Source organism: Bacillus sp. FSL K6-3459 (assembly GCF_038003305.1).
GTDB classification, from domain to species: domain Bacteria; phylum Bacillota; class Bacilli; order Bacillales; family Bacillaceae; genus Bacillus; species Bacillus pumilus_O.
Genome location: NZ_JBBOOW010000001.1, coordinates 1,914,433 through 1,931,208 on the forward strand (window position 1 = coordinate 1,914,433; position 16,776 = coordinate 1,931,208).

Below are 16,776 nucleotides of genomic sequence, written 5' to 3' on the forward strand. Positions count from 1 at the left end.
CTTGTTAGCTTTTTATGGCGGCTAACGAGTGCTATCGTAACATATGTAAATGTCAATTCAATAACAAAACGATATGTTTTAGATTACAGTTCCTTTACATGAAACATCTCTCTCCATTGGTAAATCAGACCACAAAATGGCTTGATTCCCCGCCATATCAAGGTTTTAAAAGGGTCAAAAACGGCCTGATGAAAACGTGTCCAAGTGCAACGAAAAAAAATATTTTTCTTCTTCAAACTCTTTATTTTTTCTCTTTTTCTATAAATAAACGAATTTCTTCTAAAAAAACATCTCCGTATTTCTCTCTTTTTTGAGCGCCAATCCCCTTGATTTGGAGTAATTCTTCATCTGTTTGAGGCTCTACCGCTGACATTTCCTTCAATGTTTGATCAGAAAAAACAACAAACGGCGGAACACCTTGCTCTCTAGCTAGCTTCATTCTCAGCGAGCGTAATCGCTCAAATAATGCATCATTTTCTTGAATAGCTTCTGCTTTGATCGCCTGCTTTTTATACACTTTCTCTTGTCCAACTAGCACTTTCTTCCCTTTATGAGTCACCTTGAGTGTTGGGTAAGCACCTTCAGACATGTGCAAATACTCTTCTGTAATTAAAAATTCAATGAAGTCACTGATTTGCTGAGCCGAATGTTGTTTCATTAAAGCATATGTAGGGAGGCGGTCAAAACCTAGCTCTAGCACTTTTTTGTTTTTAGAGCCTGCCAGTACTTGGGCGATCATCATTTTACCGAATCGCTCATTCATTCTCACTGTACAAGATAACACCATCTGCGCTTCTCTTGTGACCTCTTCACGCTCTCTTTCATCAAGGCAATTGCTGCATTTACCGCAAGGCGAACTAGCTGTTTGATCAAAATAATCCATCACAAATTGCTGCAAACATTGCTCAGTATGACAGTAATCCACCATTTGCCTTAATTTAAGCAACTCATGCTGGTAGCGCGTCTCATCTTCTATTGACTGTTCAATGAGAAAACGCTGCACCCTTACTCCTTGAGGTGAAAACAGTAAGATGCATTCACTTTCAAGCCCATCTCTGCCGGCACGCCCAGCTTCTTGATAGTAGCTTTCTATATCCCTTGGAATTTGATGATGGATCACAAAACGCACATTCGACTTATTAATGCCCATGCCAAATGCTGATGTGGCGACCATCACCTGGATATCATCATTTAAAAAGAGATTTTGTTGCTCTTCTCTCGTATGATCATCCAAGCCACCATGATAAACACCAGCTTTGATCTTTTGTTTTTTTAGTCGATGATAAATGTGGTCCGCTTCTTTACGAGTGGCGGTATAAATAATGCCAGACTCAAGACTGTTTTTCTTCATATATTGTGTGATAAAACGTTCACTGTTTTCTCCTTTGATCACTTGAAAGGACAAATTTTCTCTAGCAAACCCAGTAAAAATGGTTTCTTCTCCGTTTATACCAAGCTGTTCACATATATCTTGTTGGACCTTTTTCGTCGCTGTAGCTGTTAATGCGACAATCACCGGTCTTTTTGACAGCTTGTTCAAGCATTCTTGAATGAAGCGATAACTTGGCCTAAAATCATGTCCCCACTCGGATATACAGTGCGCCTCATCAATTGCAATTAAAGGAATCGTTAACCGATCTAGCAGCTGAAAAAAACGTTCATTTTGTAAGCGTTCAGGTGTGATATAAAGAAGTTCATATTCCCCTTTTTCGCATTTTTTCAGCCTTGCATTCATTTCAGATGCAGACAGGGTGCTGTTTAAAAAGGAGGAACGTATCCCCATCTCATTTAACGCATCAACCTGATCCTTCATTAAAGAAATAAGCGGAGATACGACGATCGTTGTCCCTTCCATCATCAGCGCAGGGATCTGATAGCAAACTGACTTCCCTCCGCCTGTCGGCATAATGCAGACGGTATCCTTTTGTTTATTTACAATCGCTTCAATGGCTTGTTTCTGTCCTTTTCTAAAGGCATCAAAGCCATAATATTGTTTCAGGAGTGCTTCTGCTTTTTCTAACATCCAATTCCCTCTCCGTCATTTGTTTTGTCCATTTTAACATAGATTCTTGCCTTTACAGGCGATCAGTCCAATTTCGTCTTTTCGCAAAATAAAAAGCCATTTTCCGAAATGGAAAATGGCTTGAATCATCCTAGGAAAAGCTGCGGATGCCGTAATCTAAGTAAGAAAGTTTTAAACCACCACTCCTCAAAGTGGGTGTTTGCAGAAACGTTCCTGTCTTCCTCTCTAAGGAGGCATGACATTCCGGCTTCAATATAAAACTCCCTATTACAGCTTAAAGGTTAAAACTTAATTAACATTACGCGCATCGCAGCCTTTAAACTATATTACACGAAAGTTTATTAAATTTCAAGAGATCTTTTTTCTAAAAAAAACTCGTGTATACAAGAGATTTGTTCTTGCACACATAAGAAAAAATTATTCTGAAAAAATGTAACTTCCATTTATCATCCTATTTTTCATCGTCTATGTCAACATCCTGCTCTTCCTCTAATCGTTCATACGTATCTGAATGCATCTGGTCCATTGTTTGTCTATTTGTTAAATCACGCATTTGATCAGAAAAATTACGGTCAAACTCATTTGGGTCTTGAGTGGTTTCTTCATTTTTCTTCGCGTCAATTGAATAACGTGTATAGGGAACTACTTTTAAACGTTCATATGGAATGTCTTTCCCTGTTTTCTCGCAAACACCGTATGTTCCGTCTTCCATTCGTTTCAGTGCTGCATCAATTTCAGCTTCAATCTGGCCATCAACTTGGTCCAGCGTTTGTTCGGTCATGCGGTCTAAATAGATGCTTCCATGATCAGCGATATGGTTCCCAACACCATTTGAAATCTCGCTCGATTCACTTAGCATAGATTCATCTTTCTTTTTTGCCCCTTTTACATCTTCCTTTAATTGATTCAATCTTTCGTATAAATCAGCTTGTTGTTCTTTCGTTAAGCCCACGGTCAATCACTCCTTTCTTAATACCTTCCCGCTACAAAGGAATTGAAAACATCAAAAAAGCCGCCGCCTGATTGGCAGCAGCTTTCTTCTCTTACAAGGTACGAAGTGCTTCTTCTACTGATTTATCGCCTTTAATCAAGTCAAAGGATTTATTTTTTACATTGGATTCTGTTAAGCTTTCCACAAGAACAGTAGCTACGTCCTCTCTTGAAATCTCAATGTTTTGATCATCTGGAATATGCGCTGCAGCTTCAATCTTTCCTGTCTTTTCCTCATGCAGCAAGGCACCTGGTCGGACAATGGTATAGGAAAGCCCAGACTGTTTAAGGTGTTCATCTGCTTTTCTTTTTGCCTCATAATAAATTTCCATACTTCCTTGCCCTTTTCCCTGGTTTGGATCATCGGCATTATAGGAACTCAGCATCACAAAATGCTGAATATTTTCTTTTTTCGCTGTGTCAACAAGACGTTTTGCACCTTCTTGATCCACTGCAATCGTCTTTTCTGCCCCCGTTTTTGAGCCTGAACCAGCTGCAAAGATGACAGCATCTGCTTGTTTCACAGCATCTGTCACATCCTTTTCAAGATCACCGATGACAGGCAATGCACCAAGTTCTTTTAGCGCATCCGCTTGTTTTTCATCTCGAATAAGAGCAAGCGGCTCATGTCCTTTTTCTTTTAAATAACGTATGACGAGTCTACCTGTATGTCCATTTGCTCCTGCAACTAATACTTTCATTGTTCATTCTCCTTTCTGTATCTGTTTCATCTTTATCCTTTTTTACTATCATTCAAACACGTAAACAAAAAAGCCCTTCCCAGAAAATATGGGCAAGGCCTCAGGCAATGTGCGATCTATTAAAATAAATACGAAGAATGAGAAAAGTGCATGTGATCTATGTAATCGCAAGGTTGATCAGCAAAGATGTTTTGTCAAAATGGCTTGCACATCATTCAAATCCGTCTCTTTTGAAAAATCGAGTTCAAATACTTTTGAGCTTGTGACAAGCAACATACCTGTGTCCTGATCAAACACGCCAGCTTCTTGAATGGCAAAACTTTCAATTGATCGATAAGGCAAGGAGACCCTGACTTTCTTTTTAGAAAATACGCGGTTATCGCCAAAGATCAGTCGTTTATTCGTGAAACAAATTTGGTCGTGACGCAGTCTGTAAACAGCTTCAATTCTTTCCCCTTCAATTAGTAAGGATTCGAATTTCTTATCATTTTGTTTACTGACAGAAAAAATACCCACGTAAACCCCCTCTTCCTCCATCAAATTCCTTTATGAAAAAACGGCCACACGCTTTGTGGATACGTTTTGTTCTCACTTATAGAATACGCTATAAATGGTCGTTATTCCATTACGAATAGATTAAATTTCATTTAACTTTTTCTTTTTGATTCGATGCTCTTTCCTCTACTTATTTAGACAGTTAAAGCAGGAAAAAAGTTTCAGTTTTTTTTGAGAAAATGGGTAAATTGTGACCAATAAAAAAACAGTGATTTTTCAAATCACTGTTTAAAATGACTATTCGTCTTTTGGTGTTTCAATGGTTCCCTCTGCATACACATCGGAAATTTGCTCAAGCGTAATTGCCATATCAGCATCTTCGTTATCATGCCAAGCATTTTGTTGATTCTGCTCATCTGTTTGCTTCTTTTTCATCATCATCACCCTTTACTGTTTTTCTTAGTATGAGTGATGATCACCAAAATCATTCAGCAGAAATGTCTTCGAAATACTCTTTATAATACCCGCCTACTTTACCTGTATTATCAACGACAAACAGGAATTCTTCTGTTTCATTTTTCACTTCATATGTGCTGCCAACCGTTAGTGCACGGTCAACCATATATTTTTTCGCATTCGTATGTATACATTTTACTTGTTTTAACGTTTGAGCCGTTTGCCAGTTTTGATGGATCATGATTTAAAAACTCCTTTTTTCATCTATACATTTATTGTAGCCAATTTTTCATGAAATGCAATGAGTGTTATGGATTGCTTTCAAAGATGTCGTGTAATATGATGAATGTATACGTTTACATTCATATGCGTATACTAGATCATTTGCTTCAAGTCCGCTTTTCCACCTAGAACTCGCAGAACAATCCATATCTTTTAAGGAGGTTTGTTTATTTATGAGCTCTACAACACTTCAAATTAGTTCAAAACTCGAATCTTTTCTCCAAGGGACGAAAAAACTCTACATTAATGGTCAGTTTGTCACAAGTCACGATAACAAAACCTTTTCAACTCCTAACCCAGCCACAGGTGAAACCCTTATTGATGTATATGAAGCAGGTGCAAAAGACATTGATCAGGCAGTAAAAGCAGCCAAAAAAGCCTTTCATGGTCCTTGGCGCTCCATGTCTGCCGCCGAACGCGCCCGTCTTATGTTTAAGCTTGCTGATTTAATGGAAGAAAACCAAGAAGAACTCGCGCAGCTTGAAACTTTAGATAACGGAAAGCCAATTAATGAAACAACCAATGCAGATATCCCTCTCGCAATCGAGCATATGCGCTATTATGCGGGATGGACAACGAAAATAAGCGGACAAACCATTCCTGTCAGCCAAGGATACTTTAATTATACCCGTCATGAGCCTGTTGGCGTTGTAGGACAAATCATTCCTTGGAACTTCCCGCTACTTATGGCCATGTGGAAAATGGGTGCTGCACTTGCGACTGGCTGCACCATCGTGTTAAAACCAGCAGAACAAACACCCCTCTCTGCGCTCTATTTAGCTGAATTAGTAGATAAAGCTGGCTTCCCAGAAGGTGTGATTAACATCGTTCCTGGATTTGGTGAAACAGCTGGAAACGCTTTAACCGATCACCCTGATGTAAACAAGATTGCCTTCACGGGATCAACAAGTGTTGGGAAACTCATCATGGAGAAAGCTGCCAAATCCATTAAGAGAGTCACATTAGAACTTGGCGGAAAATCACCAAACATTATATTGCCAGATGCCGATTTAAAGAAAGCCATTCCAGGTGCTTTAAATGGGGTTATGTTTAACCAAGGTCAAGTATGCTGTGCAGGTTCTAGGGTCTTTGTTCACCGGAGTCAATATGATGAGGTGGTTGATCAAATGGCTGAATATGCGACATCCCTCAAACAAGGAGCCGGTCTTCATCAAGATACGCAAATCGGACCTCTTGTCAGTAAAGAACAGCATGAGCGTGTGTTAGGCTATATTGAAAAAGGTAAATCAGAAGGTGCAACAGCCGTTGTCGGTGGTGATTGCCCTTATGAGGCTGGTTATTTTGTCTCCCCTACTGTTTTTAGAGATGTAGAAGATGATATGACCATCGCAAAAGAAGAAATCTTTGGACCTGTCCTATCTGCGATTCCTTACGATTCCATTGAAGAAGTGGTCGAAAGAGCCAACCAGTCTGACTATGGATTAGCCGCAGGGCTTTGGACAGAAAACTTAAAGCATGCCCATGACATTGCTGCACGCCTTGAAGCAGGCACAATTTGGGTCAACTGCTACAACGTCTTTGATGCTGCCTCCCCGTTTGGAGGATACAAGCAATCAGGTCTTGGCAGAGAAATGGGATCATACGCCCTTAACAACTATACAGAAGTCAAAAGTGTGTGGATTAATCTCCAAGACTAATGACGCCTATAAAGCCGGTGACCAAGTCATCGGCTTTTTTGTGATTGCATGTGACAGGCAGGCTCCTGAATATAGTAATAAAGGAAAGGAGCATGGCCGAATATGCAAGATTTCAAAACGAAAGTAAACGAATATATGGATGAACTGCACATGCAAATGCAGCACAGACAACGAGAAGATGGCGCTTTTGTCTTCTGCTTTGAAGGGCCCATGATGACAAATGCTTTTTTAATTATGCTATTAAAGGCTGTTGGCGATTCGGATCAGGCTTTGGTTCATCAATTGGCAGAAGCAATTCGCAAAAAGCAAAATGAGGATGGTTCCTTCTCTTTGTATCATGATCAGGCGGGACATGTAACCGCGACTGTGCAAGGCTACTGCGGAATGCTCGTGTCAGGCAGGTATCAACAAGATGAGCCACATATGGAAAAAGCAGCACATTTTATTCGATCAAATGGCGGTTTGAAGGACGTTCATTTTATGACAAAGTGGATGCTTGCCGTCAATGGTATGCACCCTTGGCCATACTTCTATGCACCACTTGCATTTTTACTCATCCCTACATACTTCCCGCTTCATTTCTATCATCTTAGTGCCTATGCAAGAATTCATTTTGTCCCAATGATGATTGCACTCAACAAACGATATACCTCTCATGAGCAGTTCCCAAGCTTATCACATCTTGATGCGAACATGTCTAAAAATCCTTTTGACTGGTTTATGGCAAGAGAAGAACGTTCCACTCACCACTTTCTAGCGTACATGCGGTCGTATACAGTACTCGACAGCAGGTTCGACTTTTTCGGGTATGAGGCAGCGAAGCGATATATGTTTGACCGTCTTGAAAAAGATGGCACGCTGTACAGCTATTTAAGTGCCAGTATTTTTATGGTCTATGCACTCATGAGTCTTGGATACTCTCCGGGACATCATCTCATTTTAAAAGCAGTCAAAGGGATGAAACAGCTAGTCACTGACTGTGGGGGCAAAAAATATGCTGAGAATTCTACATCTACTGTTTGGGATACAGCGCTTGTCAGTTATGCTTCTCAGCGAGCGGGCAGAACACAAGATGATCCAGTTATTAAAAAATCTTTTACGTACTTACTAAACCGGCAGCAAACGAAGAAAGCAGATTGGGCAATCCATAACCGGCATGCGGCTCCGGGAGGCTTTGGTTTTTCAGATTTGAACACAAATAACCCAGATTGTGATGATACGCAAATTGTGTTAAAAGCCATTCCTCAAACTTATGCTCCTGTTCAGTGGAAACGAGGATTTGATTGGCTTCTTTCTATGCAAAACCGGGATGGTGGCTTTTCAGCTTTTGAAAAAAATCAAGATCACTTCTTGCTTCGTCATCTCCCGCTCGAATCTGCTGAGGATGCAGCCATTGATCCTTCTACTCCTGATATTACAGGTCGTGTGCTCCATCTTATCGCTCTTGAAGAGAACGACAAGTCACCACTCATGCAAAGGCAAAAAGATCATTGTGTGAAATGGCTACTTGATCATCAAGAGAAGAATGGATCATGGTTCGGCAGATGGGGCGTTTGCTATATTTATGGTACTTGGGCTGCGTTAACAGGACTAAAGGCTAGTGGCATCCCCTCATCGCATCCTGCTGTTAAAAAAGCATGTCGATTTTTAAAAACCATTCAATTAGAAGATGGCAGTTTCGGAGAATCGTGTAAAAGTGCAGAGGTTAAAAGATATGTCCCGCTTCCATTTGGAACAGTGGTTCAAACGGCTTGGGCCGCTGAAGCACTTTTACAATACGTGCAACCAGATGACAAAGCGATTTTAAAAGCCATCTCGTTTTTGATTCAACATCAGCATTCGAGTAAAGCCTTGCACTATCCAGTAGGCATTGGTCTTCCAAAGCAATTTTACATCACCTATCATAGTTATCCATTTGTTTTTCCAATGATGGCTTGTTCCACATTTTTAGAAGAAATGAGGCGTAAATATGAATAAGGAAGAATATCGTATGCAACTTAAAGATTGGCTTAGCTCCATTCAAGGTGCAATTCAAGATGACAACATCCGTCAAAAAGCAGAACATTTATCGTTCATCATGAATGATGAGCATTCCCGTGAAGAAGAGTGGTACACATTGGCTGAAAGTATTGCAGAGGATATAATTCCACAAGATGCAATGCGAGATGTAGCAGTTGGCGGTCATCAATTACCCCCTCTCCCTTACCGGTATGATGCACTAGAACCGTTTATTTCAAAAGAGATTATGTATTTGCATCACCAGAAGCATCACCAATCATATGTTGATGGTCTGAATCAAGCAGAGCTTGCATTAAAAAGAGCGAGAAGAACCAATGATTTTAAAATGATCAAGCATTGGGAACGGGAGCTTGCCTTCAATGGTGCGGGACACTATTTACATTGCATTTTTTGGTTTTCCATGAGTCCTTCAGGGAAACGAAAGCCCACTGGGCAAATGCTTCGCCAGATTGAACAATCGTTTGAAAGCTATGATGCATTCAAATCCCAATTTTCTGCTGCAGCTAAACAAGTAGAAGGTGTTGGCTGGGCGATTCTTGTTTGGGCGCCCAGATCTCAGCGATTAGAGATTTTACAAGCAGAACGCCACCAATTTTTATCACAATGGGATGTGATCCCTCTTCTCGCTCTTGACGTATGGGAACATGCCTACTATCTGCAATATCTGAATGAAAAAGCGACATATGTAGATCGTTGGTGGAATGTCGTTGACTGGCATGAGCCAGAAGCACGGCTTAAGCAAGCTCAGCAAGTGAAATGGACCCCTTTTTAACAACGCTACTCCATGTAGGCATTCGCTTATATGGAGTTTATTCAGTTTACATAATATTATTATCAGCACTGAAAGAATGGGTTGTTTTTTCAGAAAATTCATTTAAAATAGAAAAGATATGTAAAGAAAGAGAGTTGAAGTATTATATGAAGATTCTTTTAACTATTAGTCACTTTGCAGGTAGGACCTTTGCAATTTGGGTCATTGTGTTTGCGTTTCTTGGATTCGCTTTTCCTGCGGAATTCTCTAAAATCGGACCTTATATACCTTTTTTACTCGGTATCATTATGTTTGGGATGGGGCTGACATTGTCCGCTGAAGATTTTAAAGAACTGTTTCGGAAACCTCTTTATGTACTCATCGGAGTTCTAGCTCAGTACACACTCATGCCGCTTATCGCCTTTCTATTAGCTTACGGATTACAGCTTCCTACTGAAATTGCTGTAGGCGTTATTCTTGTGGGCTGCTGCCCAGGCGGTACAGCATCGAACGTTATGACCTTTTTGGCGAAAGGAAATACGGCATTATCTGTAGCCGTCACCACCATATCGACACTTCTTGCTCCCTTTTTAACACCTGTATTTATTTTACTCTTTGCAAGATCATGGTTACCTGTATCGCCAGAAGCACTATTTTTGTCAATTGTACAAGTTGTGTTAATCCCTATCATCTTAGGCGTTATCGTTAAATTATTTTTCAAAAAACAAGTGACCTATGCGGTGCAAGCACTACCGCTTGTGTCTGTCGCCGGAATTGTCGTGATCATTGCAGCGGTTGTCAGTGCAAATAAAGAGCAGATTCTTCAATCTGGGCTGCTAATATTGGCCGTTGTGATCTTACATAATGGACTTGGTCTGTTATTTGGTTATCTTATCGCAAAGTGGTGCAAAATGGACATCCCTTCTCGAAGAGCCATCTCGATTGAAGTAGGTATGCAAAACTCTGGACTCGGTGCAGCTCTAGCAACAGCACACTTCTCTCCACTTGCAGCCGTACCAAGTGCCATTTTTAGTGTGTGGCATAATTTATCCGGTTCCTGGCTTGCGACATATTGGTCAAAAAGAGGAAATGCTGAAAGTGAAAAGAAAAAAAGCTAGCCCTTTAATAGGTGCTAGCTTTTAAAATTGAAGATTATCCTTCAAGCAATAGTTGCTCCGGATCTTCAAGCAAGTTTTTAATTGTGACAAGGAATCCAACTGCTTCTTTACCATCGACAATTCGGTGGTCGTAAGAAAGAGCTAAATACATCATCGGACGGTTCTCAAAACGTTCTTCATCAATTGCCACAGGTCGAAGCTGAATTTTGTGCATCCCTAAAATTCCAACTTGAGGACTGTTTAAAATTGGTGTTGAAAGCAGTGAACCGAAAGTTCCGCCGTTTGTGATCGTGAATGACCCACCTTGTAGCTCATTTAGAGACAATTTGTTATCTCGTGCTTTTTTCGCAAGGTGACCAATTTCCTTTTCAATCCCCGCAAACGACAATCTGTCTGCATCACGGACAACCGGTACGACAAGTCCTTCATTAGCAGCAACAGCGATGCCGATGTCATAGAATTTCTTCAAGACAAGCTCATCACCTTGAATTTCTGCGTTAAGCAGCGGATATTTCTTCAGTGCTGCTACAACTGCTTTTGTGAAGAAGGACATGAAACCAAGCTTTACATCATTTTGTTCAAGGAAGGCATCTTTACGGCGCTTTCTTAAGTCCATCACAGCCGTCATATCTACTTCATTGAATGTCGTCAGCATTGCAGCCGTTTGCTGAACCTCAACTAAACGTTTTGCAATCGTTTGTCTGCGGCGCGACATTCTTTCACGTTCAACTGGCTTTCCTGGTTGTTCATTTTGCACCGCAGCATTTGCTTTTGGCGCGGCTTTTGGTGCACTTGCAGGTGCTTCATTCTTTTCATAAGAAGCGACATCCTGCTTTCGTACCCTGCCCAGCGGATCTACGGTTGGAATTTCAGATAAGTCTAGTCCCTTCTCTCTCGCTAGTTTTCTAGCTGCAGGAGAAGCGATGGTTCTGCCATTACCAGATTTCGGCTCTTCTTTCACTGCTTCTTCTTTTTGAGCAGCTGCCGGTTCATCTTTCGGAGCTGGTGCAGACTCTTGCTCAGGTGCTGGAGCTGCGGACTCGCTTCCGCCAGCTTCACCTGCTGCAATTGTTCCGATGACTTCTCCAACTTGTACAGTGTCACCAGAATCTTTCAGCACTTCTTTGAGTACACCAGATTCTTCGGCTGTCAGTTCGACATTGACTTTATCTGTTTCAAGCTCTAACAGGTATTCTCCCTGCTCCACATAGTCGCCCGGCTGCTTGAGCCATTGAGCTATCGTTCCTTCCGAGATCGATTCCGCTAATTCAGGTACTTTAATTTCCGCCATTTTTCATTTCCCCCTTAGTTTTTGCGAGTCAAGCTATCAGATACAATTCGTTCTTGTTCTTTTTTATGCACAGTTGGATCACCCTCAGCCGTACTTGAACGTCTTCTTCGGCCGATGTAACGTACTTTTACTTTTTCAGGCGCAATTTCACGTAAATATGGCTCAATGTATCCCCAAGCTCCCATATTTTGTGGCTCTTCTTGCGTCCATACGATTTCTTCTAAGTTTGTTAGTTTTGATAAAATCGCTTTAATATCTTTGGCTGGGAATGGATATAGTTGTTCCACTCTCGCAATGTGAAGCCAATCTTTCGGCTCTTCCATTTGAGTAAAACGATCACTAATATCAATGGATACCTTCCCGCTAGATAGCACGAGGCGCGATACTTTTTCGTAATCATGCACAAGGCCTGGTTGTTCAAGAACTGGTTGGAACTGTCCATCCGTTAATTCCTGGACTTCAGACAATGTGTTCGGGTTACGAAGCAGACTCTTCGGTGTCATGATCACAAGCGGACGAATCTCTTCTCGAAGCAGCATTTTCGCCTGTCTTCTCAGAATGTGGAAGTATTGCGCTGCACTTGTGAGGTTCGCCACTGTCCAGTTATTCTCAGCAGCTGATTGCAGGAATCGCTCTGTTCTTCCACTTGAATGCTCAGGACCTTGTCCTTCATATCCATGAGGCAAGAGCATCACTAGACCTGATTTTTGTCCCCATTTTGCGCGTCCAGCTGAAATAAATTGATCGAAATACACTTGAGCCGCATTTGCGAAGTCTCCAAATTGAGCCTCCCAAATGACTAACGTTTCAGGAGAATAGACATTATAACCATATTCAAACCCGATGACTGAGCCCTCTGACAGCGGACTATTATGAACAGTAAATGATGCGTTTGCATCACTCAGCTCATGAAGAGCAATAAATTCATTTCCAGTTTGACTGTCGTGAAGAACAAGGTTTCTTTGAGCAAAAGTACCGCGCTCTGAATCCTGTCCGGTCATTCGAATTGGCGTACCGTCTTTTAATATAGATGCAAATGCAAGTGCTTCTCCAAGTGACCATTCTACTTTACGGTCATCTGTAAACACTTTTGCCCGTTTTTCAAGGATCCGTTTAAGCTTACCAAATACTTGGAAATCGTCCGGCCAGCTGATCAATTCTTCATTCAGCTTACGTAATACATCAAATTCTACGGATGTATCCACTGCTGGGAAGCCATTTGATACAGGTTCTGGCAGTTCAATTTCTTGAATCGTATGCTCTTTCTTTGAAGGCACCTTTTGATAGGCTTCTTCTATTCTTGTCGCTACAGCCTGCTCGATTTCTTCACGCTGTTCTGTCGTTAGAAGACCTTCTGTGACAAGTTTATCGGCAAAGATATTCTTGACCGTTTTGTGCTTTCTGACGGCATCGTATAGCATCGGCTGAGTCGTAGAAGGCTCATCCATTTCGTTATGACCGTATCTGCGGTAACCGATCAAGTCAATTAAGAAATCCTTCTTAAAGCGTTTTCGGTATTCTACAGCTAATTGAACAGCTGCTAAACATGCTTCTGGATCATCTGCATTGACGTGAACAATTGGAATCTCAAACCCTTTTGCAAGGTCACTTGCATATTTCGTTGAGCGAGATTCATTGCTTTCCGTCGTAAATCCGATCATATTGTTTGCAATGATATGGATCGTTCCACCCACTTGATAGCCTACAAGTTGACTTAAATTTAATGTTTCTGCCACAATTCCTTCTCCAGGAAATGCTGCATCACCATGAATTAAGATGGCTAATGCCTTTTCAACGTCTTGTGCTGGATATCCCTTTTGAGTACGCAATTCCTGAGCGGCACGTGTGCTACCTTCAATGATTGGATCAATGAATTCTAGGTGACTTGGGTTATTAGCAAGCGTGACTCTCGCACTCTTTGTATCTTCGTCTTTAATTTGACGATCTGCTCCTAGATGGTACTTTACATCACCTGTCCATCCGTAGCTGATGCCGATAGAACCTTCTGATGGAACTAGCTCTTTATTCGGCGCATGCTGGAATTCCGAGAAAATAATCTCATATGGTTTTCCTAACACATGTGCTAATACATTTAAACGGCCTCTGTGTGCCATTCCAATGTTAATATTTGAAGTCCCTTGTGTAACAGACTCTGAAATAATTTCATCAAGTACTGGGACAAGTGCGTCTAAACCTTCTATTGAGAAGCGCTTTTGCCCAACAAATGTTTTATGAAGAAACTGTTCGAACTGCTCAACTTCTGTTAATCTCTTGAATACAGAAACTAGTTTATCGGCTGGTTTTTTCTTAAATAAGTCACCAGACTCGATTGATTTTGAGAGCCAGTTTCGTTCTTCGAAATCATGTACGTGATCAAACTCAAATGAAATCGTACGCTTATACGTATTTCTCAAATGGTTAATGGCTTCTATGCCGTTTGAAATGTGTTTTGGTGCGTCAGGACTAATAATAGATATTGGAATATTCTTGACGTCTTCTTCTGTTAAACCGTACTCCTTTAAAGGAAACAGCTCTTGTAATTCCTTTTCTTTGCGAAGAGGATTGACGGAAGCATTTAAATGGCCATACGTTCTGATGTCTTCTGCCAGTTTAACGACTGATGCTATCTTTTGGATTTGTTCAGAAGTAACTACGCTATTTTCTTTTTTCCCAATTTCCTCCTTCATTTCACTCGGTGGTGCACCAAGTTCATCAAATATGCCTCTTAGATCTTCATCAACACTAGTAGGATCCTGGACATACTGATCGTAGAGCTCGAGCACATAGCCGAGGTTCGGACCATGAAATTCTTCCCAACTCAACGGTTGCTTCACATCATTTTGAAACATTTTGAACACTACCCCCAACTTTGATCATCAAGTGATTGAACACTATCTCGATATAACTTCCAGAACACAATGACCAAATTTATGTAATAAAACGCTTCCAATAATATTCTACCATTGTTTCAGATTACTTTCTACATTCTTTGTTCAATTAAAGATAAAAAATTCACAGAAAAACAAAAAATTTAAATCATTCCGAAAAATATTTTGAAGAAAGGGGCAAAACCTTATGCCCCAATGCTTTTATGCAGTAATTTCTTCAGTAACGGATATAAAACATCTGGCAATGTATCGACATCTGGTACAAAAATGCTGAACTTGCCATACATATCTTGAATCGTTTTCATCTGTGCTTCTTCGATCGGTGAATTGGATAAAAACACATTGATGACCTCAATGCCTTTTTTCCTCGCCTCAAGAACTGCTTCATGTGTATCGACGATCCCATTTTGTTCGTAGCTGAATGCAGCCGGTTCTCCATCGGAAAAAACAATGAGAAACTTTTGCTCTTCTCTTCTTTTTAATATCATTTTTGTCATTTGGCGAATCGCATAGCCATCTCGGTTATCCTCTTCTGGTTCAAGAGACATAATGGAAGGACCTGCATCAAATAACGAATCTTTGAACGACACGACTGTGTTGAAATAGTTCGGCTGACTTGTTTCTGATGCATCGTTTGTATCTTCCCAAAACCCCACAATTTGATGTGGGACTTGAACGGACTTTAAGGCTTCATGAAATAGGACAATGCCTTTTTTCGTCTCGTCCATCTTGTCAAACATGCTAGCAGAACAATCCACTAATAAAGTGAACACAGCATCAATCTCCGAAGAAGGTGCCTGTTTTTTATAGAAAAGACGCGGATTCGACTCTGTAAAATAACGAATGAGCTTTTTACTCAAACGTCCCGCATGAAGATCCGTTTTTGGCCATGTTTTTTTGTGTTCGAGCGTTTTTTGAATCATCTGTTTTAATCGTTTCTGATACGGCTCAATTTCCTTGGCATGCTGCTTGTACACGTCGATTTGCTCTGGCGCAGGAGGATCTGGTGAAATCATGACTGGAAAAGCATATTTGTTCTCTTTTCCATTTTCATGAGCATCCGTCCCGCTTTCTTCGCCTTCAGCCTCTTCCAGCGCCTCAAGCTTTGAATAATCTTTTCGTTGTGTTTGCTTGGCAGAGCCTTGGACAGTGCCAAGTGCTTGATCTCCGTCATCGCCTTCTCTTGCTGCATCCTTCCCAAGATCACTTTTCCCGCCGTGCTCTAAATCAAATTGAAGGAAGCTTTTTGACGGCGCCTCTGTTTCCCGGTGCCACACTTCCATATACTCTTCGTGGATGTCTTCATCGCCCTCTTTTTCCCGGTCGACTTTGATGTCCTCACTTAATTTAGGTTTCCTTTTCAAGTCATGAAATAGCGGTTCTTTTGCCGCTTTTTCATAATCCAATTCGGGGAAGAAAAAGTATGTATTCAGCATATCTTTATCAAGAAGCTCATCAAAGCCTTCCATTAATTCTTTGACAATGACTGCGATATCTCCAGTTGAACGCGCTTCATATACACGCTCAAGACTTGATTCAATAAACGGAATCATTGAGTTGATTTGCTCATGAAGAGGCGGAATTTCTTCCAGCGGCGAATCAGCTGTTAGCTTCACATACATTGCACAATAAAGTGCATCCGTTAAAATGCTCCGCTCCTGGTTAATCGTTAATTGCGTCTTAAAATGACGCCGGTACAGTTCTCTTCTTCGTTTAAATACTTTTTTTGTTCCTGAGCGGTCACGTTTAATCCGTTCTTCTATTCTGGTATCTTCAAAGAGCATAAACAATTGTTTACACAAATCTGGAATGGATATTGTGTGAGCATAGCGAATGATTTCTTGAAAGACAGTCAGATCACTATAAACGGTTCCTACTGCACGGAGGAATACATCACTTTTCAGCCCGGCTGTCATGTCTTCTTGTTTACGGTCATCCCAAAAATGGCTGATGAAAATTTTCTTTTCAAAAGGATCATAGTAGGACTGCACGCCGTATTCAAGCTCGACATCATCACTTTTTGCTAACGTTTTGGCTAAATCCGTTAATTCCATAAATAAAAATGAATCGATTCTGCTGTCATTAAATTTGATGAATTTCAAAG

At 40.9% G+C, this 16,776-nt stretch carries 13 protein-coding genes and 1 other RNA gene; 4 read left to right on the forward strand and 10 right to left on the reverse strand.

What is annotated here, in order from left to right; genetic code table 11:
• Positions 1-241 precede the first annotated feature (241 nt).
• The 7 genes from recQ to MHI35_RS09500 form a co-directional block, all read right to left on the reverse strand.
• On the reverse strand, positions 242-2,023 hold the full coding sequence (recQ, locus tag MHI35_RS09470; protein ID WP_144523573.1) for a DNA helicase RecQ: 1,782 nt from the start codon (positions 2,021-2,023) through the stop codon (positions 242-244).
• A 133-nt stretch (positions 2,024-2,156) separates the two neighbouring features.
• A non-coding RNA gene (gene ssrS, locus MHI35_RS09475) (6S RNA) lies at positions 2,157-2,342 on the reverse strand.
• A gap of 132 nt (positions 2,343-2,474) precedes the next feature.
• Positions 2,475-2,975: a TraR/DksA family transcriptional regulator gene (locus MHI35_RS09480; protein WP_144523575.1), complete on the reverse strand. Its 501-nt coding sequence runs from the start codon at positions 2,973-2,975 to the stop codon at positions 2,475-2,477.
• 91 nt (positions 2,976-3,066) lie between these two features.
• Positions 3,067-3,714, reverse strand: a complete 648-nt coding sequence (locus tag MHI35_RS09485; protein ID WP_211064423.1) for an SDR family oxidoreductase — start codon at positions 3,712-3,714, stop codon at positions 3,067-3,069.
• 177 nt (positions 3,715-3,891) lie between these two features.
• Positions 3,892-4,230, reverse strand: a complete 339-nt coding sequence (locus tag MHI35_RS09490; protein ID WP_012010249.1) for a PH domain-containing protein — start codon at positions 4,228-4,230, stop codon at positions 3,892-3,894.
• Positions 4,231-4,506: 276 nt separating this feature from the next.
• Positions 4,507-4,644, reverse strand: a complete 138-nt coding sequence (locus MHI35_RS09495) for a DUF4025 domain-containing protein (RefSeq protein WP_223250615.1) — start codon at positions 4,642-4,644, stop codon at positions 4,507-4,509.
• A 49-nt stretch (positions 4,645-4,693) separates the two neighbouring features.
• Entirely contained in the window at positions 4,694-4,906 is a 213-nt protein-coding gene (locus MHI35_RS09500) for a DUF6501 family protein (RefSeq protein WP_012010250.1), read from the reverse strand.
• Between the two features lie 214 nt (positions 4,907-5,120).
• On the opposite strand from MHI35_RS09500, the gene MHI35_RS09505 reads away from it, so the two are divergent.
• From MHI35_RS09505 to MHI35_RS09520, 4 genes are all read left to right on the forward strand, one after another.
• Entirely contained in the window at positions 5,121-6,605 is a 1,485-nt protein-coding gene (locus tag MHI35_RS09505) for an aldehyde dehydrogenase family protein (RefSeq protein ID WP_211064321.1), read from the forward strand.
• Positions 6,606-6,707: 102 nt separating this feature from the next.
• Entirely contained in the window at positions 6,708-8,582 is a 1,875-nt protein-coding gene (locus tag MHI35_RS09510; RefSeq protein ID WP_144523581.1) for a terpene cyclase/mutase family protein, read from the forward strand.
• Positions 8,575-9,396, forward strand: a complete 822-nt coding sequence (locus tag MHI35_RS09515) for a superoxide dismutase (protein WP_144523582.1) — start codon at positions 8,575-8,577, stop codon at positions 9,394-9,396. The genes MHI35_RS09510 and MHI35_RS09515 overlap by 8 nt, the downstream gene beginning before the upstream one ends.
• A 146-nt stretch (positions 9,397-9,542) precedes the next feature.
• A complete protein-coding gene (locus tag MHI35_RS09520) occupies positions 9,543-10,493 on the forward strand; it encodes a bile acid:sodium symporter family protein (RefSeq protein ID WP_211064319.1) in 951 nt (316 codons plus the stop codon).
• 34 nt (positions 10,494-10,527) lie between these two features.
• Here MHI35_RS09520 and odhB read toward each other — a convergent pair whose 3' ends face one another.
• The 3 genes from odhB to MHI35_RS09535 all read right to left on the reverse strand — a co-directional run bounded on the left by odhB (position 10,528) and on the right by MHI35_RS09535 (position 16,774).
• Positions 10,528-11,784 carry a 2-oxoglutarate dehydrogenase complex dihydrolipoyllysine-residue succinyltransferase gene (odhB, locus tag MHI35_RS09525; protein ID WP_144523586.1) on the reverse strand — a complete coding sequence of 419 codons (1,257 nt, stop codon included), beginning with the start codon at positions 11,782-11,784 and terminating at the stop codon, positions 10,528-10,530.
• A 14-nt stretch (positions 11,785-11,798) separates the two neighbouring features.
• Positions 11,799-14,633, reverse strand: a complete 2,835-nt coding sequence (gene sucA, locus MHI35_RS09530) for a 2-oxoglutarate dehydrogenase E1 component (RefSeq protein ID WP_335349500.1) — start codon at positions 14,631-14,633, stop codon at positions 11,799-11,801.
• 224 nt (positions 14,634-14,857) lie between these two features.
• On the reverse strand, positions 14,858-16,774 hold the full coding sequence (locus tag MHI35_RS09535) for a vWA domain-containing protein (RefSeq protein ID WP_335349499.1): 1,917 nt from the start codon (positions 16,772-16,774) through the stop codon (positions 14,858-14,860).
• Positions 16,775-16,776 lie beyond the last annotated feature (2 nt).

Coding starts and splice junctions, on each gene's coding strand:
- recQ (WP_144523573.1), bottom strand. CDS start 2,023: ATGTTAGAAAAAGCAGAAGCACTCCTGAAACAATATTATGGCTTTGAT.
- MHI35_RS09485 (WP_211064423.1), bottom strand. CDS start 3,714: ATGAAAGTATTAGTTGCAGGAGCAAATGGACATACAGGTAGACTCGTC.
- MHI35_RS09495 (WP_223250615.1), bottom strand. CDS start 4,644: ATGAAAAAGAAGCAAACAGATGAGCAGAATCAACAAAATGCTTGGCAT.
- MHI35_RS09500 (WP_012010250.1), bottom strand. CDS start 4,906: ATGATCCATCAAAACTGGCAAACGGCTCAAACGTTAAAACAAGTAAAA.
- MHI35_RS09505 (WP_211064321.1), top strand. CDS start 5,121: ATGAGCTCTACAACACTTCAAATTAGTTCAAAACTCGAATCTTTTCTC.
- MHI35_RS09510 (WP_144523581.1), top strand. CDS start 6,708: ATGCAAGATTTCAAAACGAAAGTAAACGAATATATGGATGAACTGCAC.
- MHI35_RS09515 (WP_144523582.1), top strand. CDS start 8,575: ATGAATAAGGAAGAATATCGTATGCAACTTAAAGATTGGCTTAGCTCC.
- MHI35_RS09520 (WP_211064319.1), top strand. CDS start 9,543: ATGAAGATTCTTTTAACTATTAGTCACTTTGCAGGTAGGACCTTTGCA.
- odhB (WP_144523586.1), bottom strand. CDS start 11,784: ATGGCGGAAATTAAAGTACCTGAATTAGCGGAATCGATCTCGGAAGGA.
- sucA (WP_335349500.1), bottom strand. CDS start 14,633: ATGTTTCAAAATGATGTGAAGCAACCGTTGAGTTGGGAAGAATTTCAT.